Source organism: Pantoea sp. RCC30.1, from assembly GCF_058148845.1.
Genome location: NZ_JBXUHX010000001.1, coordinates 60,803 through 85,068, shown reverse-complemented (window position 1 = coordinate 85,068; position 24,266 = coordinate 60,803). Strand labels below are relative to the sequence as shown.

Genomic DNA, 24,266 nt, shown 5'->3' with positions numbered 1-24,266 from the left:
CTACTCTGCGACTGCTGCTTCGCCGGGAAACGTCAGCAGCAGGGTTTTCAGCAGTCTCTCCAGTTCAGCGCGCTCTGACGCGGCCAGCGGGGCCAGCACCGCCTCCTGCGTGGCAGTATGAACGCGGAGTGCATCCTCAATCTGCTGCTGCCCGCGCGGCGTCAGCCCCACCAGCATGCTGCGCTTATCATCCGGCGCGGCAACACGTTCAATCAGATGCTGCTGCTCCAGCCGGTTCAGGCGATTTGTCATCGCGCCGGAGGTCACCAGTAGCGCCTGGTAGAGCTGAGTGGGTGACAGGCGATAAGGTGATCCCGCCCGTCGCAGTGTCGCCATCACATCAAATTCCCCCTCCTGAAAACCAAACGGCTCCAGTGCCTGACTGCGCGCTTTGGCCAGATGTTTCATCAGACGCAGCACTCTGCCGAAGATACGCATGGAAGAGGCATCAAGATCGGGCATCGCGTTGTCCCACTGGCTGACAACGAAATCAATATGGTCATGCATAAATCACCTGTAGATGCTGGGGTTATTTTGTCGGGTTGTGCTCACCCTCTTAACAGTGGACGAAATTTATCTTAACGTTAAGATAAATAGTGACAGCCCGGTGCTGTCAACGTCAATCCTCTGTCAGAGCGTCTATGATGAAAAATAAACTCTTATTCCCCACTTTGTTTGCCGTGATCGCTTTCCTGATCGGGCTGAACCTGCGCCCGATGCTGGCGATTATCGGCCCGTTGTTTCCGGTGTTGCAACAGCAGGCCGGGCTGTCAGCCACCGCGTTCAGCCTGCTGACTACACTGCCGGTAGCGATGATGGGCCTGGCGGCACTCTCCGGCCCGTGGCTCATCGCCCGCATCGGACCGGTAACGGGCATCGCCGCCGGGTTGCTCTGTCTTGCGGCTGCCTGCCTGTGGCGCGGTGTTAACCTGACTTCCGCTCAGCTAATGTTAACTGCGCTGGCGGGAGGCGCAGGGATTGGCGTGATACAGGCGCTGATGCCCGCCCTGATCCGGCAACGCTTTGCTGAAGCCGCGCCGACGCTGATGGCACTGTTCAGCACTGGCATTATGGCGGGCGCGGCACTGACCGCTGCCAGTGCTGAACCGCTGTTCTCGTGGCTGGGCCTGCAACCCGCGCTGGCGATCTCCGGTGGATTAGCGCTGGTGACGCTGCTGATCTGGCTGACCTCGGTCAGGCGGTCAACGCAGGTGAGTCTGACTTCGGATATGGCGACGTTGCCTGTGCAGCGGACCCTGCTGCTGACACTGTTTTTCGGGATTGGCACCGGGGCCTACACGCTGGTTCTGGCCTGGCTGCCGCCATTCTACATTCAGCTGGGCTGGAGTGCGCGTCACAGTGGTTATCTGCTCGCTGCGCTGACGTTAACCGAAGTGGTGGCAGGGTTCATCGTCTCGGCGGCATTACATCGCTTTCCCGATCGTCGCCCGCTGCTGCTCGGCGTGCTGGCCCTGCTGCTGACGGGGCTGCTGAGTCTGGTGTTTTATCCGGACACGATGCCGGTTTTCTCTGCGCTGTTACTGGGTACAGGCATCGGCGCACTCTTTCCGCTGTCGCTGATTGTGACGCTGGACCATGCGCGCAGCGCCAGAGAGGCGGGGATTCTGCTGTCCAGGGTGCAGGGTGGCGGATACCTGATTGCGGCGCTGATGCCGCTGGTGGCGGGCTGGGTGCGTGACAGCGGTGCGTCACTGAACCAGGCATGGCTGATTATGAGCGTTGGCGTGGTGCTGCTGATGGTGATGGCCTGGCGCTTCAGACCCCAAATCAGGGCAGCCTGAATAAAGCCGTTGCCGAACACGGCCGATCTGGCATGCTGAAGTGAAATCCCTGAACCTGGAGTGCAGTGTGAAAGTCATTGGTCTGTTAGGCGGCATGTCGTGGGAGTCTACTGCGCTCTATTACCGCATTCTCAATCAGCAGGTTAAGCAGCAACTGGGTGGACTGCACTCGGCGGAGCTGGTGCTCTACAGCGTTGATTTTCAGCACATCGAGCAGCTTCAGGCGGCGGGCAAGTGGCAGCAGGCAGGTGAGATTCTGGCTGAAGCGGCACGTAATCTGGAGCGGGCTGGCGCGCAGTTCATCGTACTCTGTACCAACACCATGCATAAAGTAGCAGCACAAATCAGCACCGCAACAGGCATCCCGCTGCTGCATATCGCCGACGCCACCGGACGGCGCATTCAGCAGGCTGGCGTGCGTAAGGTCGGGTTACTGGCAACCCGATTCACCATGGAACAGGATTTCTATCGCGGGCGACTGCAACAGCAGTCTGGCCTTGAGGTAATCACGCCAGATGAAGTGGACCGTCTGTTCGTGCATGAGGTGATTTACCAGGAACTTTGTCTGGGCAAAATCAATCCCGTCTCGCGACGTCGTTACAGGGAGATCATGCAGAAGCTGGTGGTGCAGGGGGCCGAGGCCATTATTCTGGGCTGCACTGAAATCACACTGCTGGTTGATGCCACCGATTCCAGCGTGCCGCTATTTGATACCACGCTGATCCACGCGGAAGAGGCGGTTATTATGGCTCTGTCTTAACGTTTATCCTCAATAAGGGAATCGCATGAAAATAGACAATCTGCCGTTTGGCCTGACGCAGTGGGATCAGGTTGAAGAAACGATTCATCCAGGCGACCAGGGAAAAGCGACGTGGCGAACCGTAAAATTTAACGATATCCGGGTTCGCATGGTCGACTATTCACCGGGCTATGTGGCCGATCACTGGTGCACCAAGGGCCATATTTTACTCTGCATGGCGGGCGAGCTTCACACTGAACTGGCCGATGGACGCCGTTTCGTACTGACACCCGGCGTTAGTTATCAGGTGGCGGACGAGGCTGAACCGCATCGTTCGTTTACCACTACTGGCGCGCAGCTCTTTATCGTTGACTGAGTTTGCTATCCGCCTCTTTTATGGTCATCTGCTGGTGAATCATCGCGTCGTTGACACTTTTAAAAGTAAACTGAATCTGCTTTATAAAAATCAGCAAAATTAATGGCTTATTTCATCAGAGTTATCTGGTTCTGACAGGAATAATTTCCATCAGGTTGTATGCTTGAAGCCCTATAAGACCGTTTTGCATTCACCTGATGTGGGGAAGCCTGTGCTGATAAAAAAGAAGAAAGTTCGTTCGCATACCGAAGACCGACTGCTGGCGCTGGTGCTGGCCACTACCGCCGGCATCCTGAATGCTATGGCGCTGGGCGCGTTTGGATTTTTCCCGTCGCATATGACGGGAAACACCTCGCAGATATCTCAGGAAGTGACCACCAGCGACCTTCACACCATGCTGTTTTTAATGGCACTGATTATTGCCTTTGTGCTGGGCTGTACCGTTGCCCGGCTGGCGGTGGTAGTGGGGATCAGACATAAGTTGCGCACCATTTTCTGTCTGATCATTCTCGTGGAAGGGGCGGTACTCACGGCGGCATCGATCTTTGAGATCGTGTTCTACCGGCCAAGTTTTAATGGGGAAGTGCTGCTGATGCTGGGCTTTTTAATGGGGATTCATAATGCGACTTCCACGCAGCTCTCCAATGGCCGCGTCAGGTCGACGCACATCACCGGTACGCTGACCGATGCGGGCATTGCGCTGGGTTCCTGGATATTTGCCCACACGTCACACGCTGTGCATCTTGAAACTGACGATCGTCGCTTCTTCCAGAAGGTTCTTCATACCCATCTGACAACAGTGTTCTCTTTCCTGAGCGGCTGTATTGCCGGTCTGCTGCTGTTTAAAGCCTATGGCTTTAACGCGATGGTTGGTCTTGGCGTGTTTCTGATGCTGGTGGCACTGACGGCCATCGCCGTCACCGTCCAGCGCACCCGTCGAAGCCTCTACTGATCGTGCTGCCCGATGCATCGTGCATCGGGCCGTTTGCTTACTGCTGCGTGCGGGTTGGCCGCACCACGATTTCATTCACATCCACCTCTTCAGGCTGCTCAATGGCATAGCGCACGGCGCGACCGATGGCGTCCGGCTGCAGGGCAATAGCGCGATAGTGCTGCATCGCCTCGGCGGCTGTTGGATCTGTGATGGTGGACGTCAGTTCGCTCTCAACCACACCGGGATGAACACAGGTCACCCGCAACTGGCTGTTCTCCTGCCGTAGTCCGTCGGAAATCGCCCGCACCGCGAACTTGGTGGCGCAGTAGACTGCCGCAGTGGGCGACACCGTCAGCGCACCTATGGAAGCGATGTTGATGATGTGGCCGCGCTGGTGGGTCAGCATAGTCGGCAGCACCGCCGCGATGCCATACAGCACCCCTTTGATGTTCACATCGATCATCTGCTCCCACTCTTCCACCCGCAGCGATGCCATCGGTGACAGGGGCATAATACCAGCGTTGTTGATCATCACATCGACCCGGCCCCATTTCTCCAGTGCATAATCCACAAACTGCGCCACATCGTCGCGGCGCGTGACATCAAGCGCCTTGATTGCCACCTCCGCGCCATTGAACTGTAATTCTTCAGCCAGCGCGGCCAGGCGACTTTCGCGTCGTGCGCCCAGCAGCAGAATGGCGTCTGTTTTAGCCAGTTCACGTGCGATGCCGGCACCAATGCCGCTTGATGCGCCTGTAATTAAAATCACTTTCTGAGTCATTTTACTTCTCCAGTCAGGTTGTCACTGGCGATCATACGGCGGCTGGATTATAAAGATAATCCACCAAAAACTTTACGGACTGGTAACTGAATTTGACCAATGAATGCCGATAAAAATGCTCTCGAAGTTTTTGTGATTGTGGCACAGACGCGAAATTTCCGGCTGGCAGCCGAACAGCTGGGCGTTACGCGTCCGGCGATCAGTCAGAGTCTGCGGCGGCTGGAGGATCGGCTTAACATCACGCTGATGCAGCGCACCACGCGCGCGGTGCAGCTGACCGAAGCCGGACAGCGGCTCTATGCGGAAGTGGCTCCGGCGATCAACCAGCTTAACCGCGCTGTCACCGATATCGCCGAACTGGCGGCTGAGCCGCGCGGTCAGCTGCGGCTGGCGATCTCCTCAATTGCAGAGCGGATGCTGGGGGGAGAACTGCTGGCGAGCTTCATTACCGCTTATCCCCAGGTGGAGCTGGATATCACCGTCACCGATGAGGAGTTTGATATTGTCGGGCAGGGCTATGACGCAGGTGTGCGGCTGGGGGAGGTAATTGCGCAGGATATGATTGCGGTGCCGGTCTCCACCGCGCAGCGTCAGGTCGCGGTGGCGTCGCCCACCTATCTGGCGCGGGCAGGAACGCCGCAACATCCCCAAGAGCTGGTCAATCATCGCTGCATAGGCTGGCGTAAAGGTCCGGGCCTGGCACCTTATCGCTGGGAGTTTGCTGAGCAGGGACGGGAGTTTGATGTCGCCGTCAATCCTCAGCTCACTACCAATGACATGGGTGTGATGATTCGCACCGCCTGCGCGGGAGGTGGCATCAGTTTTGGTATGGAAGAGACCTTCCAGCCTTACATCGCGCGTGGCGAACTGGTGACCTTACTCGATGAGTGGCTGCCTGCTTTTGCCGGGTTTTATCTCTATTTCCCAAGCCGCAAAAACCTGGCCCCCAAGCTGAGGGCGTTGATCGATCACGTCAGGTTATGAACAGGGCGGAATACCCTGTCAATCAGCGCTGATACTGCTGATCGCTGACGTGCTCCAGCCAGTCAACCGGCGAGCCATTCAGTGACTCAGCGATAGCAATATGTGTCATGGCGTTATCCGGCGTTGCGCCGTGCCAGTGCTTCACATTCTCCGGGATCCAGACGATATCCCCGGTATTGATCACCTGAATGGCTTCACCTTCACACTGAATCCAGCCCTGTCCCTGCGTAACGATTAGCGTTTGCCCCAGTGGATGGGTATGCCATGCGGTGCGGGCGCCCGGTTCAAAGGTCACCGTCGCACCGCCCACGCGGGCAGGTTCGGTTGCCTGAAATGGCGCATCAATCCGGACTGTGCCGGTAAAATAGTCTACTGGCCCTTTACGTGAAGGTTGGGATCCGCTGGCGATAATTTTCATAACTGACTCCTGCTGTTAAGGGTGAGTTAAAGTGTAACCTGTGGACCGGAGAGTGGTTAGCCCGCGCTGTGCGCATAGGGCTATAAGCAGGGCTTATTAATAAAAACGCTATTCAGGCCGTCATGTTGTATTGGGTGATGATGTTGATCTTAGAGTAAGGCGCAGGCGGTGCTGACGCTGGCAGAAATCCATGAAACTCCAGTAGCGTTCTGAAGGCGTGCAGCGCATCGAGCTGTAAATTATGCTCAATCAGCGCATCAATTTTACCGGCCTGCAGCAGGGCACAATTCTCCTGATCAAGATCGTGACCGATACAGGCATTCACCTGGCGCTTTTGTTCATCAAATGCGCGCAGTATCCCTGGATTGCCGCCGCCGACAGTGTAAACCGCGTCTGCGTCCGGATGGTTCTGCAAAAACTGCGTCACCGAATGATGCATCCGGTCATCAATGCCATACCCGCCTGCGACCACGCTCACCTGATGCTGGGGCGCAAACTGCTGCATCCCTCGCTGGAAACCCTGGATCCTCTCCTGTTCGCCAATAAAATCGCGACTGCCGGTTACCGCAACGATGTGGGATCGGCTAACCCGCAGCCATTTCGACATCAGAAACGCCGCCACCTTACCGGCATCAAAATTATCCATGCCGATATAGCGCAGACGCGCGCTGCCAGGTAAATCGCTCATCATAGTAACCACCGGAACGCGTTGTTTCAGCAGCGATTCAAGGATGGGGTTCAGCTCTCCGGAACAGGCCGCCTTAAGAATGACGCCGTGACTGTGACACGCTTTTTTGTTCAACAGCGCATTTATCGCTTCCACCGTGAAATTCGCCCCGAAGTGGAAACGCAGCTGAAGTTTAAAGGCGGAGAAACTGGCGATCTGACTGCTGAGTGCCTCACGTATCAGTGGCTGAAAGCGGTCAGGTATATGCATGATTACGTCGAAATAGATCGTTCTTCCTCTCGCGAGTCCTGCTTTTTGCATCAGTTCAAGATCCGCTATCGCCTGCTGGATTCGGTGCTGTGTCCGGGCATGCACGTTGCCGCGCTGATGCAGGGCACGGTCGATGGTGGCCAGGCTAAGTCCTGACTGAGCTGCGATCTGTTTCAGGGTGAATCTAGCCATATGCTGCTCGTGACACCAGAGTATGACGATAGTTTTATCATACTGCTGGCCATTGTCTGATGATCATTTGAGAAAGGCTGGTCAGAACATATCAGGCCGGTAAACCTGCCGCGCAGGTTATCGGAACAAACAGTTAATCGGGAAAATATCTTTTAAACACTTTCAGCGAACAGCCTGGTTTCGGAATATATAGAGATTCGACTACGTCATACACGGGCAGAAATAGATTGCAGCGGTTGCCGCCCCCGTTTTAGTTATTTATAGCTTCAGGGTTGCGCCGGGTGAAAATAAATCCAGATAATATTCTGAGACTGTATAGTTAATAACCTTATTGACGCTTCGCTTATATTTGCCACTTGATGTCTTTTTTGTTTTTTGGCTCCCGCTAATGATAGACTGTATATGCATACACCATCGGGAGGTCGTGTGAAGTACGACAACGATAATGAAATCCGTGCGCTGGTTGGTGCGGTTGTCAGTGATTTGATCAAGGCTGGAGAGCCGGTTCATTTTCACGACATTACGGACGCTCTGTTTCGCCTGAGCGAAGAGACGCGCGACAGTAGGCTGAAAGCACTGTGCCAGGAAGCGATAAGCTTTTTCACCCGCAAGATGCATTAGGGCTGATGCCGGGCGTTATGCCGGGGGCCTGATGATAGCGGCCCAGCGACCTTTCACATCGGCGAGAATAAGAGGAATGGCATATTGCTGACTGCCATTAAAACGGATTTTTCTGTGAGTCGGTCGTTTCTTTTTTATTCAGCGAGACGGTTAGTGACCACATTAAAAAATGTCAGTCAGATCCTTCTGTTGATTATTAATTATGGGTAGCGGATTTCAGATAAAGAAGTACGTAGTTTCATTTTGCAGCAGTTATTAAACCTGAGTGCTCATCATCTGGCATGATCGCAAAAAAGCGTTATCGTCGGGATCAAATCCCTGCCACATCATTAATCTGCAAAAGGATTTTTATATCTGATAATTTCTATGTGGCATATCGGGTATACAGCGAAAGTGATGGACGGTTGCAAAAGCGGGCCAGGTGGGAAGGGTACCCTGCGTTACCAGAAGTAACGCAGGATAGGGTATCAGATGCCGGTATCGTCTGGCGTGCGGCCAACCACGATTTCCAGCGTTTTGCGTAACACATCCAGCCTGACAACATCTGAAGTGCATTCCAGTTCTGCGATCAGATAGAGGATGATGGCTTTATTGGTTACACGTCCCTGATCAGCAACAATGTCACGAATCACTGCGCCCAGCAGTTCGGTTTCCGGAGCAAGCTGATCGCCTGCGCTACGGAAGTAGTCAATGATTGAAGAATCTGATAATGAATGCTGCATGATTTTTCTTTCTCTGAGGAAAATGGGTCAGACGCAATGGTTAATGGTTGAAGTCAAAAACGAATGTAGACGCAGTTTTCGTTTTGCCCAGCCCGCCTTAAAAATTCTATTCAGGTCTGCCGCTTCGCTTAAAATTAGCCGCATGTATCAGGTACGCAGTACACTCAATCAGTGCTTTTTCGAACCTTCAGGCGGGCCATCACTGTTCATACGATGAGCCGTGTTATCACGTTCGGTAACGTCGCCATGCACGCGTTTGCGCGCGGCAACCATACCATTACGGACTTCAGTGATGGCTTTGCGAATCACTGACACTTTCACTTCGTCGTCAGCATCAGCAGCCATCAGTTCGAGCTGTGCGATTAAGGCATTGCTGGATACCGGTTTGTCTGACTTGAGTAATGTCAGAACGGCTTCGCCGATCATAACATCTGTCAGTTTCTCATCTTCACTTCTGTACATACTGGCTTCTCTGATTGCGAATCAATGGCCATGCTGCGGGTCCGTATGCGTCAGCGGGTGCGACATTAGCGCACCCGATACGGGAAGCAGTACTGGGCTTTATTGCTACGGTAGATCTTCCTGGGTGATGGCTGAAACAGGTGTCCTGATTAACATGCACGACCGTGAGAGGGCATTAATCTTCGCGACGAAAAAGCATCGCAATAAGTTCATGCAGATGACTCTCTTCTTCTGGCGTGGCAGCCAGTTCAAGGCGACTCAGCAGTTTACTGCAAATCGTTTTCCGACTAAGGCTATGACCTGCGCGCAGAATTTCCACCACAACCGAACCCAGCGTCTCCTGTTGCGACGGTGAGCTGGCCTGATTAAAGTAACGGGCAATATCGCTGATCGTTTCCGGGGCTTGACCGTTCTGACGCATGTTGTTGTCCTCAGGTGGTTTAAATGTATGCACTCTGGATGCGCAAGTTATACATCTTTGCAAAACTTGTACAGGATTTTGGATTTTTGGGATTAATTTTTTTGTGCAAAAAGTGCTAAGGCTTTTAAAACAGGGTGTTACGAGGAGTTTGTAGCGAGGTAAAAATTGTACCAGATTCTTGTATCATTAACACCCCACCGACGCTCCGACCTGAATATTAAGGCCGGCGGGGAACGGGACACGTACATTAGTGTTTGAAGAAGATGTCATCAGCAGAGACGGAAGCAGCGGCCTCTTTGCCAATGGTTTTGGAAAGCCAGTTCGCTGGGGCTGTGCTGCGAGAACCGATAGTTTTGAATCCCAACAGCCATTGAAGCGCATGCTGCATCTGCTCAAGGCGATTCTCATTAACTTCAGAGTTAGCCATGACTCTTAGCTCATTAATCAGCAGTTCAACATTCACTTCCTGACCGGCATTAAACAGGTTCATTGCGGCTTCGCCAATGATGACATTCGCTTTTTCGTCGCTGGAAAAATACAAATTATCCTCCTGGGTGGTTGCGGTAAGTAACATTAACTGTAGCAAAAAAATTTACGAAGCTTAATCAATTCAGCCTATCAATAAGATTATTTTAATCGTCGAACTTCTGTACACCTGACACCTGTCTAGTCCAGTGACAAATTCCACTGCGTAAAACGAAGGTCGTGGCGGAGCGGGTCTTAATCCTGTTCCTGCTTCTGCGGCTTACCCGAAGTGGGATAAGAGGGCTCAGGAAATCTGCGTTTCACCGCGTGGCACCTTTGCAACATGCTCTTCGTCATTAAATTTAAACCATTACATATCAATAAGTAATAACGAAAATTTACAAAACTTCACACCCGGTCCATAACGCTGAAGAAACTTCACAACCCTTCGCTGTCTCAAAGGTATAGCCTGTGCTATAAAAAATAGCCTATGCTAATTATGTTCTGTTTTTAATCACCTCTGGAGATCGCCCTATGGTCCCGATAAAAAAAATAACCATGCTGCTACTGAGTGCGCTACTGACAAGCCTGATGGCGACCAGCAGCTATGCAGCAGAAAAATTTAAGGTAGTGACGACGTTTACGGTAATCGCTGACATGGCCAGGAACGTGGCGGGCGATGCTGCAGAAGTCACATCCATTACCAAACCGGGTGCTGAAATACACGAATACCAGCCGACACCCGGCGATATTAAGCGGGCGCAGGGCGCGCAGTTGATCATGGCGAACGGGCTGAATCTCGAACTCTGGTTTCAGCGATTTTATCAGCATCTGGAAGGGGTGCCGGAAGTGGTAGTCTCTGCCGGGATAAAACCGATGGGCATTGGTGAGGGGCCTTACAACGGTAAACCAAACCCGCACGCCTGGATGTCACCGGACAATGCGCTGATCTATGTTGATAACATTCGCGATGCGCTGGTGAAGTATGACCCTGCGCATGCGGAAACCTATCGTCAGAACGCCGCTGTTTATAAGCAAAAAATTACCGCCGCACTGGATCCGTTGCGTCAGCAGATTGCCGACATCCCGGAGGATAAACGCTGGATGGTAACCAGCGAAGGCGCCTTCTCCTATCTGGCTCGTGATCTGGGCATGAAAGAGCTTTATCTGTGGCCGATCAATGCTGACCAGCAGGGCACGCCGCAGCAGGTAAGAAAAGTGATCGATCAGGTGAAGAAAAATGCCATTCCGGCGGTGTTCAGTGAAAGCACGGTCTCGGACAAGCCCGCCCGTCAGGTCGCACGGGAAACCGGTGCGCATTACGGTGGCGTGCTCTACGTTGACTCCTTAAGCAACGCGCAGGGACCGGTACCGACCTATCTTGACCTGCTTAAAGTCACTACAGAGACGCTGGTGCAGGGCATCAAAGCGGGGGAGAAAGCGCAATGACAGACACCATCGTGGTTTCCGGTGTCACCGTAACCTATCGCAACGGGCATACTGCGCTGCATGACGCCAGTTTCAGCGTGCCGGGCGGATCGATTGCGGCACTGGTGGGCGTGAATGGCTCAGGCAAGTCCACCCTGTTCAAAGCGTTAATGGGATTTGTCCGGCTCGCCAGTGGCAGCATCTCGGTGCTGGGTATGCCGACACGCCAGGCACTGCGCCAGAGTCTGGTCGCTTATGTGCCGCAGTCGGAAGAGGTGGACTGGTCGTTTCCGGTGCTGGTGGAAGATGTGGTGATGATGGGGCGCTATGGTCACATGGGCCTGCTGCGCCGGCCTAAACCGCACGACCAGCAGATTGTCAGTGAGGCGCTGGCGCGGGTCGATATGCTGGACTATCGCCATCGCCAGATCGGCGAACTCTCTGGCGGGCAGAAGAAAAGGGTCTTTCTGGCGCGCGCCATTGCTCAGCAGGGCAGCGTCATCCTGCTGGACGAGCCGTTTACCGGCGTGGATGTTCAGACCGAGGCCAGAATCATCAGCCTGCTGGGAGAGCTGCGCGATGAAGGCAAGACCATGCTGGTCTCAACCCATAATCTGGGATCGGTCACGGAGTTCTGTGATTACACGGTGATGGTAAAAGGCACCGTTCTGGCCAGCGGTCCGACCCGGACCACTTTTACCGCCGCCAATCTTGAGCGTGCATTCAGCGGCGTACTGCGTCATGTGATGGTAAAAGGGCTGGACGATCAGATTATCACCGATGATGAACGACCTTTTATCGCGCCTCGCGCTGCACCCGAAGAGGGCAGTTAACCATGGAACTGTTACTGGAACCCTTTGGTTATCATTACATGCTCAACGCGATGTGGGTCTCAGCCATGGTAGGCGGCCTCTGCGCGTTTCTCTCCTGCTATCTGATGCTTAAAGGCTGGTCGCTGATTGGCGATGCGCTGTCGCACTCCATCGTGCCGGGTGTGGCGGGCGCTTACATGCTGGGGCTGCCGTTTGCGCTGGGGGCGTTTCTGTCAGGTGGGCTGGCGGCGGGTAGTATGCTGCTGCTCAATCAGCGCACGCGCTTAAAGGAGGATGCGATTATCGGGCTGATCTTCTCCTCTTTCTTTGGTCTGGGCCTGTTTATGGTGTCGCTCAATCCGACTGCAGTGAACATTCAGACCATCGTACTCGGCAATATTCTGGCGATTGCACCCGCCGATATTCTCCAGCTGGCCCTGATTGGCGGGCTGTCGATCATCATTCTGCTGTTTAAGTGGAAAGATCTGATGGTCACTTTCTTTGATGAAAATCATGCACGCGCCATCGGTCTGCGGCCTGAACGCCTGAAAATTCTGTTTTTTACACTGCTGGCGGTCTCAACCGTGGCGGCGCTGCAAACCGTCGGCGCGTTTCTGGTGATCTGTCTGGTGGTCACGCCCGGCGCGACGGCCTGGCTGCTGACCGATCGCTTTCCGCGTCTGCTGATGATTGCCGTCGCCATTGGCAGCATCACCAGTTTTCTTGGTGCCTGGGCAAGTTACTACCTGGATGGCGCAACGGGCGGGATCATTGTGGTGGCGCAGACGTTGCTGTTCCTGCTGGCGTTTGTCTTTGCGCCGAAACATGGCCTTCTGGCTAACCGGCGTCGTGGCCGTCAGCAACCCGAAAAGGAGCCTGGCTGATGTGGATCTTTGAACCTTTCCAGTTCGCGTTTATGAATAGCGCCTTGCTTATCGCGCTGGTGGTGGCGATCCCCTGTGCGCTGCTGTCGGTGTTTCTGGTGCTGAAAGGCTGGGCGCTGATGGGCGATGCTATGAGCCATGCGGTGTTTCCTGGCATTGTGCTTGCCTGGATGGTGGGGTTGCCGCTGGCGGTGGGCGCGTTTGTCGCCGGTTTGTTCTGCGCAGTCGCCAGTGGATTTTTGCAGGATAACAGCCGCATCAAGCAGGACACTGTGCTGGGCATTGTCTTCTCCGGCATGTTTGCAGTGGGACTGATCCTCTACATTGCCGTGAAACCTGAAGTGCACCTCGATCACATTCTGTTTGGCGACATGCTGGGCATTACCGGCGCGGACATTATTCAGACATCACTCATCGCAGCAGTGATCGTCATAGTGATTGCGGTCAAGTGGCGTGATTTTATGCTGTTTAGTTTTGATCCGCAGCAGGCGCAGGTCTCTGGCTTACCCGCACGATTACTGCATTACGGGCTGCTCTGCATGGTCTCGCTGACTATTGTCGCGACACTGAAAGCGGTAGGGATCATCCTGTCCATTTCCCTGCTGATTGCGCCCGGTGCTATCGCGGTATTGCTTACCCGACGCTTTTCACATGCGCTGCTGGTGGCCGTCGTAGTGTCGGTGCTGGTGTCGCTGAGTGGGGTCTATCTCTCGTTCTTTATCGACAGCGCGCCAGCACCCACGATCGTGGTGCTGTTTGCACTGGTATTTATCGTGGCGATGGTGATTGCGGGCCGAAAAACGCGACAAATGGAACGGCAGCGGCTTAATGCCAGCTGACTGGCTATCGCGGCTTTCTCTCAACCGTGATAGCGCACCGCATCAATCAAAAGTGTAAAGGCGCTGGTGTGCTGTCTGCGGCTGGGATAGTAAAGATAATAACCCGGCAAAGGCTCACATCAGTCAGCCAGCACCTGAACCAGACGGCCACTTTTAAGGTGTTCCGCAACGCTATCCTGCGGCACATAGCAGATCCTCAACCCGCTCTGTGGTTCAGATAACGCTGACTTTTCCCGACTTCCCCACCAGATTGCCAAAAAGCTGCTAAACCTAAAGGCAGAGATACGCGCGTAAAGATTAGGGTTATCACGATTTTCCCCGATTTAACTCCCGTCAGAAAAATACCAATAAAAAATCATCTTTTAGCCCACAACAATGGGAAGCAGACAATGTCGGATAAAATATCGCTAACAATGCAGGTTAATGGGCAGTCGCAGCAGATGCAGGTCGATCCGCGTGTCACGCTGCTCGACGCGCTGCGCGAACATCTGAACCTGACCGGCACCAAAAAAGGGTGCGATCAGGGGCAGTGTGGTGCCTGTACGGTGCTGATTAATGGTCAGCGGGTGCTGAGTTGCCTGACGCTTGCGGCGCAGGCGGACGGCGCGGAAGTCACCAGCATTGAAGGGCTGGCTTCCACCGAGGGCGAACTGCACCCGGTGCAGCGCTGCTTTATGGAAAATGATGCCTTCCAGTGTGGCTACTGCACGCCGGGTCAGATCATGTCCGCCGTCGCCTGCATCAAAGAGGGCCACGCCGGTTCGGACGATGAGATCCGTGAATACATGAGCGGCAACCTCTGCCGTTGCGGAGCTTATCCGCACATCGTCGATGCGATTAAACAGGCCGCTGCAGAGATGGCGAAGGAGTCCGCATGAATGAATTCAGCTGGAAAGTCGCGCAGTCTCCTCGGGAAGCCGCTTCCCTGAAACAGCAGTCAGGCAGCCAGTTGCTGGCAGGCGGCACCACGCAGCTCGATTTGATGAAGTGTGGCGTCTTCACGCCACCGCAGTTAATCGGTATCAGCGGATTAACAGAGCTTAAAAATCTGCAGTTTGACGACGATAAAATCACGGCCGGCGCGCTGGTCACCATGAGTCAGCTGGCGGATCATCCCGACTGCCAGCAGAGTGCGCCAGCCATTTATGGCAGCCTGTGGCAGGCCGCGTCGCCGCAGATTCGTAACATGGCGTCGCTGGGCGGTAATTTACGTCAGCGCACCCGTTGTGCCTATTACCGCGATCCGGCGACCTTTACCGCCTGCAACAAACGCAATCCGGGTTCCGGCTGCGCCGCCCTGGATGGCGTCAACAGCAACCATGCCATTCTGGGTGCCAGCGACAGCTGCATCGCGGTCTATCCCGGCGATCTGGCGGTCGCGCTGGTGGCTTTTGACGCTATCGTGGTCCTGCAGAATCAGCAGGGCGAAACCCGCCGCATCGCGATTGATGATTTCTTCCTGCTGCCGGGTAACACGCCCGACCGTGAGCACGATTTGCGCGATGATGAAATCATCATGGCCATTGAAGTGCCGCAAACCGACGCTCTCCGGCACTCTCACTATCTCAAAGTCCGCGACCGCAGCTCCTATGAGTTTGCTGCAGCCAGCGCAGCGGCAGGCTTCACGCTGGAGAACGGTGTGATGCGTCAGGTGCATATCGCCCTGGGCGGCGTTGCGACCAAACCCTGGCGGGTACGGTCAGTGGAGCAGGCGCTGGAAGGCCAGCCGTTTAATGAAGAGACGGTGTTCCAGGCCGCAGAACTGATTACTCAGGAAACGCAGGCGCTGACCCACAACGCCTATAAAGTAAAACTGGCGCCGCGTGTGATTGCACGCGCGCTGATGGCAGCAGGAGAAACCGCATGAGTGACGTAAACGACAAAGCGCGTCCGGATTTGGTCAACGCGGGCTCAGCGGCAGAAAAACCCATTGAAGGACTGGGCGCCCCACGCTCGCGGGGCGACGGCAAAGTGAAAATCACCGGTGAAGCGCGTTATGCGGTCGAACATCAGCCGGAAAATTCGCTTTATGGCGTGGTGATCCAGTCTACCGTCGCCAGCGGTCGTATCAGCCGGATGTCGACGGAAAAGGCGCAACAGGCGTCTGGTGTGCTGGCGGTCTATACCCACCTGAACACGCTAAAGATCAACAAACCCACCGCGATTGCCGACGGCGGCGCGGCGCAGTCAACCTACACCCCGATTCAGGATGATGTGATTATTCACAACGGCCAGAACATCGGTCTGGTGGTGGCAGAGACGTTTGAGCAGGCGACCTATGCCGCCTCGCTGGTGGAAATTGAGTATGAAACCTCACCCGCGCTGATTTTTGCTACCGATGAGGGCGTCGAGCCGAAACCGGTCTCGAAACAGGATATCGATATGGGCGATGCGCAGGCGGCGATGCAGCAGGCCGAGGTGCGTCTGAGTCAGCGCTACACCACGCCGCGCGAATACAACATGCCGATGGAACCGCACGCCTGTGTAGCGCAGTGGCAGGATGGACGCATCACCGTCTGGGAACCTAGCCAGTGGGTAGCGGGCGCGCAGGTGGAAATCGCCGAGTGGATGGGCATTGAGGTTGAGGACGTGCGCATCATCTCGCCTTATGTCGGCGGCGGATTTGGTTCAAAGCCGGTGCCTTACACCCACGTCGCGCTGGCGAGTGTGGCGTCGCGGGCGCTTAACCGCCCGATCAAGGTGTCGCTGACCCGTCCGCAGACCTTTACCGGCCTCGGCGGACGTGCCGCCACCTCGCAGCAGCTGGAGCTGGGCGCATCCCGTGACGGCAAAATCCAGGCGATTATTCAGCGCAGCTTCAGTGAAACGTCACTCATCGATGTGTTTGCCGAGAACTGCAGCAAAGTCACCGCCCGCATGTATGCGGTGGAGAATGTCTCCGCTCAGCATCAGATCAGGCCGATCAACACCGTTACGCCAGGCTGGATGCGTGCGCCAGGCGAAAACCCCAGCGCCTTTGGGTTGGAAGTCGCGATGGATGAGATGGCCTATGCCCTGAACATCGATCCGCTGGAACTGCGTCTGCGCAACTGGGCAGATAAAGATTATCAACTTGATCTGCCGTGGAGTTCACGCCGACTGAAAGAAGCCTATCAGAAAGGCGCGGAAGCTTTTGGCTGGGACCAGCGGATCATGACGCCGCGATCGATGCGCGAAGGACGAGAGTTGATTGGCTGGGGCATGGCCTCCGGCACCTATCCGGTCAACAAGCTGCCGGCTGAGGCGAAAATCATCCTGACGCCGCAGGGGACGTTTGTGGTGCAGTGCGGCGGTGCGGATATCGGCACCGGAACCTATACCATTCTGGCGCAGACCGCTGCCGACATTCTGGGCATCGCCTCCACCACCATTGAGGTTCAGTTGGGTGATACCGAGTTGCCGCGCGCTGGCGTAGCGGGCGGTTCGCAGCTGGCTGGCAATGTAACCGCCGCGGTGGACGACACCGCTAAACGTATGCGCGACCAACTGCTGAAGCTGGCCAGTGAGCTGCCACAGTCGCCACTGAAGGGAACTCCCGTATCCCAGCTCACGCTGAAAGGCGACGGGGTGCAGCATAATCAGCGCAGCAATCTGGCCGTGTCATTCTGGCAGCTGGCGAGCCTGGCACCGTCGGAGAGTCTGACGGTGAAAGGCGGAACCTTCCCGGACGATATGTCAGAAAGTGAGCGCGACAAGATGGTGCGCAACCTCAATGACGGGACCCGTCCTGAAAAATTCTCTGCCCACAGCTGGAGTGCGCATTTTGTTGAAGTGCGTGTCGATGAAGATTTCGGCACGATTCGGGTAAAACGGATGGTGGCGGCGCTCGACAGCGGTCGTCTCTATAATCCTAAACTGGCGCGCAGCCAGTGGATTGGCGGCATGATCATGGGTGTCGGTCAGGCGCTGATGGAAGAGGGCATTGTCGATCCGCGTAACGGTCGGGTGATCAACAACAACCTGGCAGATTATCTGGTGCCGGTTAACGGCGATATTCCTGACATTACCACCATCAACGTTGGCGAGCCGGATTTTGAGGCGACCACGATGGGCGGTAAACCAGTGGGTGAACTGGGTATCGTCGGGGTTGCGGCAGCGATCAGTAATGCGGTGTTCCATGCCACCGGCAAGCGTGTACGCGACCTGCCAATTACGCTCGACAAGATTATCTGAGCCAGTTCCTGATCTGCTGACAGCAGATCAGATTGTCGTTTTGCGGGCGTGGGCTGGAGCCTGCGCCCGTTTTACACCCTGAGCGGAGAAAGAGTGTGAAGATAGCGTTGGTCGTACTGGCAGCCGGGCTGAGTCGCCGTTTTCGCCAGCAGGCAGGCGAGCATAAGCTGCTGGCTGATCTGGAGGGCAAACCGGTGCTGCAACACACACTGGAGCAGGCCGCTGCCAGCGGGCTTGACCTGTTCGTGGTGACGCGTCCCGACGCATCAGCAATCCACAAGCTCTGTTCGCAGGCGACTTTAGTGCTCTGTGACAGCGGCGGGCTGGGCGAATCGATCGCAGCGGGAGTTAATGCCAGCCATGACTACGACGGCTGGCTGATTGCGCTGGGCGATATGCCTTTCGTGACGCCTGAAAGTTATTGCGCCGTCAGCGCCGCGCTGGCGGATGCGCCGATCGTCAGGCCGTGGATTGACGGCAGGCCTGGTCATCCGGTGGGCTTTCAGCAGCAATGCTATCCGATGCTGAACGCGTTACAGGACGATGCCGGACCACAGGCGGCGGTGAAGTCACTGGCCGTGCAGTTGCTGCTTCACGATCGCGGCTGTCTGTGTGATATCGATCTCCCCGCCGATCTCCAGTTAATAAAGGAATGTTCATGATAACGCTGGATCAACGCGTAATTAATGCGGCACTAAGCAGTTGCCAGGCGGGCCAGCAGGTCTGGCTGTGCACGGTGCTGCGCACCTATGGCTCTTCGCCGCGTGCGCCGGGTACGCTGATGACGGTTAACGAAACCGGAGCGTACTGCGGCTCGCTGTCGGGTGGCTGCATCGAAGAAGATTTTCTGGCGCAGCTGGCGGCGGGTGCCTATCGCGCCAGTAGTCAGCGGGTGCGATACGGTGAGGGCGGAATACGTCCTGACGTTAATTTGCCGTGCGGCGGCAGCCTGGAGATTGTCATTGAGTTTCTGCCGCCCGATGACGCCACGCTGGCGCTGCTGACGGCGATGCAGCGCGCGCTGAGTGGACAGCAGCCGATGGTGAAAGTGATACGGCCCGGCGAACGTGCGCAGTGGGAAGTGGTCGCCGCCGATCGCGCACTGCCCGCGCTGGATCCCAGCGAGGAGCAGATGTTACTGCCAGTCGGCGCGATACCGGAACTGCTCATCGCGGGCTACTCCAGCGTAGCGTATGAGTGCATCCGGCTCGGGCAGATCCTGGGTTTTCATGTGCGGGTCTGTGAGCACCGCCCCGAGATGCTGACGGAACTGGAGAGCCACTTCAGCGGCGCAGATAACGTGACGCTGGTGTCACAGCATCCGGCGCGCTGGCTGGAGCTGAACGGCGCGCATGCAGCGGTGGCGATTGTGGCATTAACCCACGACCCGCGCATTGATGACCTGACGATGATGGAGGCGATTGCCACACCCGCGTTCTATATCGGCATCATGGGTTCGGTAAAAAACAGCGAGAAAAGACGGGCGCGACTGCAACAGATCGCGGGTATGGATCGTGCCGAACTGGACCGCATCCATGCGCCCATCGGCCTGCCCATCGGCAGCAAAACGCCGGCGGAGATTGCGCTCTCTGTCATGGCCGATATCGTCCGGGTGAAAAATCGCGGGCAGTCAGCCGCCTGATGCTGGTTTTGCCTCCGGTGCCAGCCGATAGAGGTAGCTGCCCGAATAGGGGATCGGCAGGAAATCACGAAACAGTTGCTTCAATGTCTGCTCAGGATCGACGTCGTGGAACAGTTGTGGATAGAGCGTGGTAGCAAAGAATTCGGTCGCTACGACGTGCCACGGACTGAGATAAAAATTGTGCCAGATAGCGCCGGCATGACCGTCGTGCAGCGCGGTGAGCTGCTTCAGCGCATTCTGCTGACTGGTCAGCGCCAGCAGGCTCTGCCGGGTTTGTGCCGTGGTGACGGCGGGGCCGGCCTTCAGCGCGCCCGCTTCATCAGCGCTGCCGGTGCCGGTGGCAAAGTAGTAATCCGGCTGGGCCGCAATCACACTTTCCTCACTCAGCCGCCCGAACACGCCTTTGATCTTCTGGCTGGCAATGTTATTGCCACCAGCAAACTTCAGCAGCTCACCCAGATTGCCATTTACCGACGTCACGCAGCATTCACTGCGTCGTCCAAGATGCAGTTGCAACAGCACGGACGGTTTCGGGCCGTGGTAATCCGCCAGGCGACTCGCAATGCGCTGCATGTGGCTGCGGTAAAAGCGATTAAAGTCAGCGGCCCGCTGGGGCTGGTTCAGTACCTCGCCCAGCAGCGTGATGCTGCGTTCGGTGTTTTTCAGCAGCTCAACCCGCAGATCGATCTTCACCACTGGGATATTCGCCGCAGCAAGCATCTTCTCCAGAAGGGCACCATTTTCACTGCCACGCGCCAGCTGCGGCAGGATCACCACGTCAGGCTTGAGCGCGATCACCTGTTCGGGATTCATGTCATTGACGCCATCCAGACCCAGTACCGTAATATGCTCCATCTGTGGAAACTGGCGGGCAAAAATCTGCCAGGTCTGAGGATCATACTTTTTCAGATCCTGCGGCCAGCCAGCGATGTGTTGCAGCGGGTTGCCTGGCGTCAGGAGCGCAACGCTGTAAAGCATCCGGCTTTCACCCAGCACTATACGCTGCGGATGATCGGGGATTCTCACCTCACGACCGGTGATGTCGGTCACCGTGCGGGCATGTGCGCCCGCACTGACCAGCATCACGCTGAGCAAAAGCAGCGCAGAACGTAGCGATTTAAAATTCAACACTGGCCTGTACCATCATATTGCGGGTTTCGCCTTCACGGACGCGCAGATTGCCGCCGCTTGAAGTGTAATAGTGCTGATTAAACAGGTTATTGATGTTCAGACGCAGCTCAGTCTTTTCGCCGAACAGGTGGTTTTTCCACGCCACGAAGCTGTCGGCCACCACATAGTCGGGCAGAGTGAAGCTGTTATCGGGATCGCCCGCACGGCTGCCGACATAGCGCGCACCGCCACCGAGCCGCAGCGAGCCGGGCAGGCTGCTGACCTGCAACTCATGACTCAGGTAAAGCGCACCGGCATGACGCGGGGCGTTCTGCAGACGATTGCCGTTGTTATCCGGATTCACCCGATCGCTGACAATTTCTGCCTGATCATAGCTGTAGTTCGCACTCAAATCCCAGCCAGGAGCAATCTCGCCGTTCAGCTCAAATTCAGCACCAGTCGATCGGGCTTTATCAATCGCCCGCGTGCTGCCGTTGATATTCAGCGACATCGCCCTTTCATCTATCCGATACAGCGCCACGGTGGCGAGCAGTTTTGGCGAAAGCTGCCATTTACTGCCGACTTCCCAGCTGGTGCCCTGTTCCGGTTTGCCGACGTTGCCGTCATCATCCACGTCGGTGGAAGGCGTGAAGGATTTGCTGACGCTAGTGTAGAAAGAGAGATCCGGCGTAAGTTTGTAGATTACGCCCGCCTGCGGCAGAAACTTATTGCCCTCGTCGTTCAGGGTCTCCACCTGCGGATTAAAGCCGCGCGAGGCGCGCTGCTCATAATGTTGATAACGACCACCCAGCACCACAATCCACTCCTGTGTGAGCGAAATGCTGTCTTTAGCGTAGAGCGAGCGGCTATGAATACGGTTCAGATTATTGGCTGCTGCGCTGTTTTCCGTACTGTCGTCCGTGAGCGGTGACAGCATGTCATATTCGGGATTGAAATAGTTGAACTGGCGATTGACCTTGCCCTGATACTGATGGGCACGGTAAGTCTGGTTCATCTCATAGTCGGTGCCCACCACCAGCGCGTGCTGCATCCCCAGGATTTCCGGGTTGCCCAGCAGGTCCCAGCTCACATATTTGGTTTTGTGGTTAAAACCGCGATTGGCATCGGCGCGACGTGTGACCACGCCGCTGGTGGCATTCACCGCGGTCACGCGCACTTCATTGTTGTCATAGCGCCGCTGGTTCCAGCCCAGCGTTAACCGGGTGCGCCACTCATCGTTAAACTGCCAGTCATAGTGGGCATTCAGGGTTTTGTTGTGGCCCCAGGCGTGGTTGGCTTTGTCATCCAGACGATCTTTGTAACCGATATCGATTGGCTTGCCGTCGATAAAGGCTGTGCCGCGATCGTAGGGAATGTCATAGCGATAGTCAGCATAGCTGATCAGAAAGCTTGCCTGTTCGCCGAACCATTGAAGTGATGGTGCCAGCAGCGTGTGCTCTTCACTGCCAAAGTTGCGCCAGTAATCCTGATTCTGCTTTTCGGCGATCAGCCGGAAGGCGAAGCCGTTGCCCAGCGGGCCGGTGACATCCAGCGTGCCTGCACCGCCACCTTCGCTGGCGTAACGTCCGGTGACCCTGGAGTGCCAGTTGTATTGAGGTTTTTTACTGACCACATTGATAATTCCTCCCGGATTTTGAATGCCATACAGCAGCGAGGAGGAGCCTTTCAGCACCTCAACCCGTTCGGTCGTGGCATCAAAATTGAGTCCCTGACTGCTGCGGATGCCATCCCGGTAGACTGAACCATCGGCGTTACTGCCAAAACCGCGTCGTACAAAGCCATCTTCGGTGCCTGCCAGCGTGTTCGCCTCTGAGACGCCGCTGACAAAGCGCATCGCATCCGCCAGTGAACTGGCCTGGAAATCCTCCAGTTGCTGTTGTGTCACCACGCTGACCGATTGTGCCTCATCGAGTCGCGGGGTGGGCATTTTGCTGGCAACGCTAGTCTCGCTGGCGCTGTAATTTCCCTCTGCGCTGGCATCCGCGGTCACGGTCATATCCGAAGCGCTGTCGGCTGCTGCACTGACCTGCGGCAGCATCATGCTGCCGCAAATCGCTACGACCAGTGCGGGGTGCCGGGCCGGATATCGTGATTCTTTGTTTTTCATTTTCTTTTCGTGTCTGTTACTGGCAGTTTCTGAAGCTAATACGCCCTGATTGCTGTTTGTCATGCAGGGCTTCCCTGGAGGTGGTCTGCAATATGCAGCGCGTTAAGCAGAGGAGAAGCGCATCAGGGTTTTCAGCTCATTACGCCGTCCGGACGACAATACCTCTCATCTGTAATTGAGAATCATTCAAACATCCGGTAATGTAGTAGTAAACATAATTTGAAGAGTTTCTGCTACATTTTTGCCGTATCGCTTTTGCTGAGTGACAGGCTGAGCAGTTATTTTATTCTATTGAAATAAATGATTATCTATTCATTAGTGGTTAGGGGTAATGCGCTAAATCCCCATACTTTAAAGGTGAAATGTTAAACAGCAGGACGTTTTCACTACATTTTCAGACTGTAAAATGTCCTCCTTTAACCAGACCGGTAATAAGCCTTTCAGACCTATAACGCTACCAGCAGGAGCAGCATGAAACAGAACAGGCAGGTTAAAAACAGAGTGGATGTGGTGGCAGAGCGTCTTCGTGCCCGCGAAAAGCAGCTCTCACCTCGTCTTCTGGCCGTGGCGCGTTATATCGACCAGCAGCGCGAAACGGTGCTCGAAAGCACCGCGATGGAGATCGCCGTGGCAAATAACACTTCTGATGCCACCGTGATCCGCGCTATTCAGGCGCTGGGCTTTAGCGGGTTGCGCGACCTCAAACAGACGCTGAAAGCCTGGTTTGGTCCGTCGCTGACCTCTGAAGATAAGATGATCACCACCGTTAGTGAGGTGACCAGCGACGTGAACAGCGCCATCGACTTTGTGCTGAGCGGCCACCGGCACGCCTGTGAGGTGCTGTCGCAGCCGCAGAATCGGCTGGCGGTGGCAGATGCCGTGGCACTGCTGGGCGAAGCGCGGGAAGTGGCTATTTTCGGCATTAATGCCTCGGGTATTCTGGCGGACTACAGCGTGCGACTGCTGAATCGTATCGGTCTGCCCGCCTTTTCCCTGAATCGCGCCGGTATTGCGCTGGCAGAACAGATGCTGGCGCTGCAGCGTGGCGACGTGCTGGTGATGATGGCGCAGCAGTCGGCGCACCGGGAAGGAACGACCGTGGTACGTGAAGCGAAACGGCTTGATATTCCGATCATTCTGCTGACTAACGCCACCGACTCCTTTTTTGCGCGGGAGGCGGATGTGTTGATCAATGTGCCTCGCGGTGGCGAAAAAGGATGCATTCCGCTACACGGAACAATTATGGTGTGTCTGGAGATGCTGATCCTGTCGGTGGCCTCGACGCTGCCGCAGCGCACGGTTAAGACGATGAAACGGTTACAGGATCTCTATCGAGGGCTGAAACCCGCCAGCAAAAAATAGTCTGTATCACTAAGCCGTGACCGGTATTTCCCGA

At 55.6% G+C, this 24,266-nt stretch carries 26 protein-coding genes and 1 pseudogene; 16 read left to right on the top strand and 11 right to left on the bottom strand.

Annotation, left to right across the window (positions count from 1 at the left end; genetic code table 11):
- The gene (locus AC2LB6_RS00445; protein ID WP_490091945.1) at positions 1-507 is read right to left on the bottom strand and encodes a MarR family winged helix-turn-helix transcriptional regulator; all 507 of its coding nucleotides are present in this window, start codon (positions 505-507) and stop codon (positions 1-3) included.
- A 137-nt stretch (positions 508-644) separates the two neighbouring features.
- On the opposite strand from AC2LB6_RS00445, the gene AC2LB6_RS00440 reads away from it, so the two are divergent.
- The 4 genes from AC2LB6_RS00440 to AC2LB6_RS00425 all read left to right on the top strand — a co-directional run bounded on the left by AC2LB6_RS00440 (position 645) and on the right by AC2LB6_RS00425 (position 3,869).
- Positions 645-1,802 carry an MFS transporter gene (locus AC2LB6_RS00440; RefSeq protein WP_490092288.1) on the top strand — a complete coding sequence of 386 codons (1,158 nt, stop codon included), beginning with the start codon at positions 645-647 and terminating at the stop codon, positions 1,800-1,802.
- Positions 1,803-1,869: 67 nt separating this feature from the next.
- The gene (locus tag AC2LB6_RS00435) at positions 1,870-2,562 is read left to right on the top strand and encodes an aspartate/glutamate racemase family protein (RefSeq protein ID WP_490091944.1); all 693 of its coding nucleotides are present in this window, start codon (positions 1,870-1,872) and stop codon (positions 2,560-2,562) included.
- A 25-nt stretch (positions 2,563-2,587) separates the two neighbouring features.
- Entirely contained in the window at positions 2,588-2,917 is a 330-nt protein-coding gene (locus AC2LB6_RS00430; RefSeq protein ID WP_490091943.1) for a DHCW motif cupin fold protein, read from the top strand.
- 211 nt (positions 2,918-3,128) lie between these two features.
- Positions 3,129-3,869, top strand: a complete 741-nt coding sequence (locus tag AC2LB6_RS00425) for a YoaK family protein (RefSeq protein ID WP_490091942.1) — start codon at positions 3,129-3,131, stop codon at positions 3,867-3,869.
- 37 nt (positions 3,870-3,906) lie between these two features.
- On the opposite strand, the gene AC2LB6_RS00420 is transcribed toward AC2LB6_RS00425, so the two are convergent.
- Positions 3,907-4,632 carry an SDR family oxidoreductase gene (locus AC2LB6_RS00420; RefSeq protein WP_490091941.1) on the bottom strand — a complete coding sequence of 242 codons (726 nt, stop codon included), beginning with the start codon at positions 4,630-4,632 and terminating at the stop codon, positions 3,907-3,909.
- A 99-nt stretch (positions 4,633-4,731) separates the two neighbouring features.
- Here AC2LB6_RS00420 and AC2LB6_RS00415 point away from each other — a divergent pair, with 99 nt between their 5' ends.
- A complete protein-coding gene (locus AC2LB6_RS00415) occupies positions 4,732-5,616 on the top strand; it encodes a LysR family transcriptional regulator (RefSeq protein WP_490091940.1) in 885 nt (294 codons plus the stop codon).
- Positions 5,617-5,638: 22 nt separating this feature from the next.
- Here AC2LB6_RS00415 and AC2LB6_RS00410 read toward each other — a convergent pair whose 3' ends face one another.
- Together AC2LB6_RS00410 and AC2LB6_RS00405 are read right to left on the bottom strand one after the other, a co-directional pair.
- Positions 5,639-6,034, bottom strand: coding sequence for a (R)-mandelonitrile lyase (locus AC2LB6_RS00410; RefSeq protein ID WP_490091939.1), 396 nt, complete (start codon positions 6,032-6,034; stop codon positions 5,639-5,641).
- Positions 6,035-6,146: 112 nt separating this feature from the next.
- Positions 6,147-7,163 carry a substrate-binding domain-containing protein gene (locus tag AC2LB6_RS00405; RefSeq protein WP_490091938.1) on the bottom strand — a complete coding sequence of 339 codons (1,017 nt, stop codon included), beginning with the start codon at positions 7,161-7,163 and terminating at the stop codon, positions 6,147-6,149.
- A 426-nt stretch (positions 7,164-7,589) separates the two neighbouring features.
- On the opposite strand from AC2LB6_RS00405, the gene AC2LB6_RS00400 reads away from it, so the two are divergent.
- Positions 7,590-7,784: a hypothetical protein gene (locus tag AC2LB6_RS00400; RefSeq protein WP_010246886.1), complete on the top strand. Its 195-nt coding sequence runs from the start codon at positions 7,590-7,592 to the stop codon at positions 7,782-7,784.
- A gap of 467 nt (positions 7,785-8,251) precedes the next feature.
- On the opposite strand, the gene AC2LB6_RS00395 is transcribed toward AC2LB6_RS00400, so the two are convergent.
- The 4 genes from AC2LB6_RS00395 to AC2LB6_RS00380 form a co-directional block, all read right to left on the bottom strand.
- Entirely contained in the window at positions 8,252-8,506 is a 255-nt protein-coding gene (locus AC2LB6_RS00395) for a biofilm/acid-resistance regulator YmgB/AriR (protein ID WP_490091937.1), read from the bottom strand.
- Between the two features lie 168 nt (positions 8,507-8,674).
- Positions 8,675-8,968 (bottom strand): hypothetical protein, encoded by a 294-nt coding sequence (locus AC2LB6_RS00390; protein WP_490091936.1) that lies wholly within the window; start codon positions 8,966-8,968, stop codon positions 8,675-8,677.
- Between the two features lie 175 nt (positions 8,969-9,143).
- The gene (ycgZ, locus tag AC2LB6_RS00385) at positions 9,144-9,389 is read right to left on the bottom strand and encodes a regulatory protein YcgZ (protein WP_010246891.1); all 246 of its coding nucleotides are present in this window, start codon (positions 9,387-9,389) and stop codon (positions 9,144-9,146) included.
- A gap of 247 nt (positions 9,390-9,636) precedes the next feature.
- Positions 9,637-9,930: a hypothetical protein gene (locus AC2LB6_RS00380; protein ID WP_490091935.1), complete on the bottom strand. Its 294-nt coding sequence runs from the start codon at positions 9,928-9,930 to the stop codon at positions 9,637-9,639.
- Between the two features lie 458 nt (positions 9,931-10,388).
- Between AC2LB6_RS00380 and AC2LB6_RS00375 the strand changes: the two genes are divergently transcribed.
- From AC2LB6_RS00375 to AC2LB6_RS00360, 4 genes are read left to right on the top strand one after another with little or no spacing between them, the layout of a single operon-like run.
- On the top strand, positions 10,389-11,303 hold the full coding sequence (locus AC2LB6_RS00375) for a metal ABC transporter substrate-binding protein (protein WP_490091934.1): 915 nt from the start codon (positions 10,389-10,391) through the stop codon (positions 11,301-11,303).
- Positions 11,300-12,115 carry a manganese/iron ABC transporter ATP-binding protein gene (locus AC2LB6_RS00370; protein WP_490091933.1) on the top strand — a complete coding sequence of 272 codons (816 nt, stop codon included), beginning with the start codon at positions 11,300-11,302 and terminating at the stop codon, positions 12,113-12,115. The genes AC2LB6_RS00375 and AC2LB6_RS00370 overlap by 4 nt, the downstream gene beginning before the upstream one ends.
- A gap of 2 nt (positions 12,116-12,117) precedes the next feature.
- A complete protein-coding gene (gene sitC, locus AC2LB6_RS00365) occupies positions 12,118-12,978 on the top strand; it encodes an iron/manganese ABC transporter permease subunit SitC (RefSeq protein WP_090965044.1) in 861 nt (286 codons plus the stop codon).
- Positions 12,978-13,817: a metal ABC transporter permease gene (locus AC2LB6_RS00360; RefSeq protein WP_490091932.1), complete on the top strand. Its 840-nt coding sequence runs from the start codon at positions 12,978-12,980 to the stop codon at positions 13,815-13,817. The genes sitC and AC2LB6_RS00360 overlap by 1 nt, the downstream gene beginning before the upstream one ends.
- Positions 13,818-13,837: 20 nt before the next feature.
- On the opposite strand, the pseudogene AC2LB6_RS00355 reads toward AC2LB6_RS00360, so the two are convergent.
- Positions 13,838-14,026 (bottom strand): annotated as a pseudogene (locus AC2LB6_RS00355) (LysR substrate-binding domain-containing protein); the annotation flags it as partial.
- Positions 14,027-14,230: 204 nt separating this feature from the next.
- Between AC2LB6_RS00355 and AC2LB6_RS00350 the strand changes: the two are divergent.
- From AC2LB6_RS00350 to AC2LB6_RS00330, 5 genes are all read left to right on the top strand, one after another.
- The gene (locus tag AC2LB6_RS00350; protein WP_090965064.1) at positions 14,231-14,695 is read left to right on the top strand and encodes a (2Fe-2S)-binding protein; all 465 of its coding nucleotides are present in this window, start codon (positions 14,231-14,233) and stop codon (positions 14,693-14,695) included.
- Entirely contained in the window at positions 14,692-15,684 is a 993-nt protein-coding gene (locus tag AC2LB6_RS00345; protein ID WP_490091931.1) for an FAD binding domain-containing protein, read from the top strand. Before AC2LB6_RS00350 ends, AC2LB6_RS00345 begins: the two co-directional genes overlap by 4 nt.
- On the top strand, positions 15,681-17,990 hold the full coding sequence (locus tag AC2LB6_RS00340; protein WP_490091930.1) for a xanthine dehydrogenase family protein molybdopterin-binding subunit: 2,310 nt from the start codon (positions 15,681-15,683) through the stop codon (positions 17,988-17,990). The genes AC2LB6_RS00345 and AC2LB6_RS00340 overlap by 4 nt, the downstream gene beginning before the upstream one ends.
- Before the next feature lie 95 nt (positions 17,991-18,085).
- Positions 18,086-18,652 (top strand): nucleotidyltransferase family protein, encoded by a 567-nt coding sequence (locus AC2LB6_RS00335; RefSeq protein ID WP_490091929.1) that lies wholly within the window; start codon positions 18,086-18,088, stop codon positions 18,650-18,652.
- Entirely contained in the window at positions 18,649-19,632 is a 984-nt protein-coding gene (locus tag AC2LB6_RS00330; RefSeq protein ID WP_490091928.1) for an XdhC family protein, read from the top strand. The genes AC2LB6_RS00335 and AC2LB6_RS00330 overlap by 4 nt, the downstream gene beginning before the upstream one ends.
- Here AC2LB6_RS00330 and AC2LB6_RS00325 read toward each other — a convergent pair.
- Entirely contained in the window at positions 19,621-20,715 is a 1,095-nt protein-coding gene (locus AC2LB6_RS00325) for an ABC transporter substrate-binding protein (RefSeq protein WP_490092287.1), read from the bottom strand. The genes AC2LB6_RS00330 and AC2LB6_RS00325 overlap by 12 nt on opposite strands.
- 34 nt (positions 20,716-20,749) lie before the next feature.
- Positions 20,750-22,870 carry a TonB-dependent siderophore receptor gene (locus AC2LB6_RS00320; protein ID WP_490091927.1) on the bottom strand — a complete coding sequence of 707 codons (2,121 nt, stop codon included), beginning with the start codon at positions 22,868-22,870 and terminating at the stop codon, positions 20,750-20,752.
- Positions 22,871-23,341: 471 nt separating this feature from the next.
- Between AC2LB6_RS00320 and AC2LB6_RS00315 the strand changes: the two genes are divergently transcribed.
- A complete protein-coding gene (locus AC2LB6_RS00315) occupies positions 23,342-24,232 on the top strand; it encodes a MurR/RpiR family transcriptional regulator (RefSeq protein ID WP_490091926.1) in 891 nt (296 codons plus the stop codon).
- The last annotated feature ends 34 nt before the right edge of the window (positions 24,233-24,266 follow it).

What these genes read in the sequence shown, in the direction of transcription:
- AC2LB6_RS00350 (WP_090965064.1), top strand. Translation starts at nt 14,231, where the DNA reads ATGCAGGTTAATGGGCAGTCGCAGCAGATGCAGGTCGATCCGCGTGTC.
- AC2LB6_RS00445 (WP_490091945.1), bottom strand. Translation starts at nt 507, where the DNA reads ATGCATGACCATATTGATTTCGTTGTCAGCCAGTGGGACAACGCGATG.
- ycgZ (WP_010246891.1), bottom strand. Translation starts at nt 9,389, where the DNA reads ATGCGTCAGAACGGTCAAGCCCCGGAAACGATCAGCGATATTGCCCGT.
- AC2LB6_RS00345 (WP_490091931.1), top strand. Translation starts at nt 14,692, where the DNA reads ATGAATGAATTCAGCTGGAAAGTCGCGCAGTCTCCTCGGGAAGCCGCT.
- AC2LB6_RS00405 (WP_490091938.1), bottom strand. Translation starts at nt 7,163, where the DNA reads ATGGCTAGATTCACCCTGAAACAGATCGCAGCTCAGTCAGGACTTAGC.
- AC2LB6_RS00315 (WP_490091926.1), top strand. Translation starts at nt 23,342, where the DNA reads ATGAAACAGAACAGGCAGGTTAAAAACAGAGTGGATGTGGTGGCAGAG.
- AC2LB6_RS00395 (WP_490091937.1), bottom strand. Translation starts at nt 8,506, where the DNA reads ATGCAGCATTCATTATCAGATTCTTCAATCATTGACTACTTCCGTAGC.
- AC2LB6_RS00370 (WP_490091933.1), top strand. Translation starts at nt 11,300, where the DNA reads ATGACAGACACCATCGTGGTTTCCGGTGTCACCGTAACCTATCGCAAC.
- AC2LB6_RS00325 (WP_490092287.1), bottom strand. Translation starts at nt 20,715, where the DNA reads ATGCTGGTCAGTGCGGGCGCACATGCCCGCACGGTGACCGACATCACC.
- AC2LB6_RS00330 (WP_490091928.1), top strand. Translation starts at nt 18,649, where the DNA reads ATGATAACGCTGGATCAACGCGTAATTAATGCGGCACTAAGCAGTTGC.
- AC2LB6_RS00415 (WP_490091940.1), top strand. Translation starts at nt 4,732, where the DNA reads ATGAATGCCGATAAAAATGCTCTCGAAGTTTTTGTGATTGTGGCACAG.
- AC2LB6_RS00375 (WP_490091934.1), top strand. Translation starts at nt 10,389, where the DNA reads ATGGTCCCGATAAAAAAAATAACCATGCTGCTACTGAGTGCGCTACTG.
- AC2LB6_RS00390 (WP_490091936.1), bottom strand. Translation starts at nt 8,968, where the DNA reads ATGTACAGAAGTGAAGATGAGAAACTGACAGATGTTATGATCGGCGAA.
- AC2LB6_RS00320 (WP_490091927.1), bottom strand. Translation starts at nt 22,870, where the DNA reads ATGAAAAACAAAGAATCACGATATCCGGCCCGGCACCCCGCACTGGTC.
- AC2LB6_RS00410 (WP_490091939.1), bottom strand. Translation starts at nt 6,034, where the DNA reads ATGAAAATTATCGCCAGCGGATCCCAACCTTCACGTAAAGGGCCAGTA.
- sitC (WP_090965044.1), top strand. Translation starts at nt 12,118, where the DNA reads ATGGAACTGTTACTGGAACCCTTTGGTTATCATTACATGCTCAACGCG.
- AC2LB6_RS00420 (WP_490091941.1), bottom strand. Translation starts at nt 4,632, where the DNA reads ATGACTCAGAAAGTGATTTTAATTACAGGCGCATCAAGCGGCATTGGT.
- AC2LB6_RS00430 (WP_490091943.1), top strand. Translation starts at nt 2,588, where the DNA reads ATGAAAATAGACAATCTGCCGTTTGGCCTGACGCAGTGGGATCAGGTT.
- AC2LB6_RS00360 (WP_490091932.1), top strand. Translation starts at nt 12,978, where the DNA reads ATGTGGATCTTTGAACCTTTCCAGTTCGCGTTTATGAATAGCGCCTTG.
- AC2LB6_RS00340 (WP_490091930.1), top strand. Translation starts at nt 15,681, where the DNA reads ATGAGTGACGTAAACGACAAAGCGCGTCCGGATTTGGTCAACGCGGGC.
- AC2LB6_RS00440 (WP_490092288.1), top strand. Translation starts at nt 645, where the DNA reads ATGAAAAATAAACTCTTATTCCCCACTTTGTTTGCCGTGATCGCTTTC.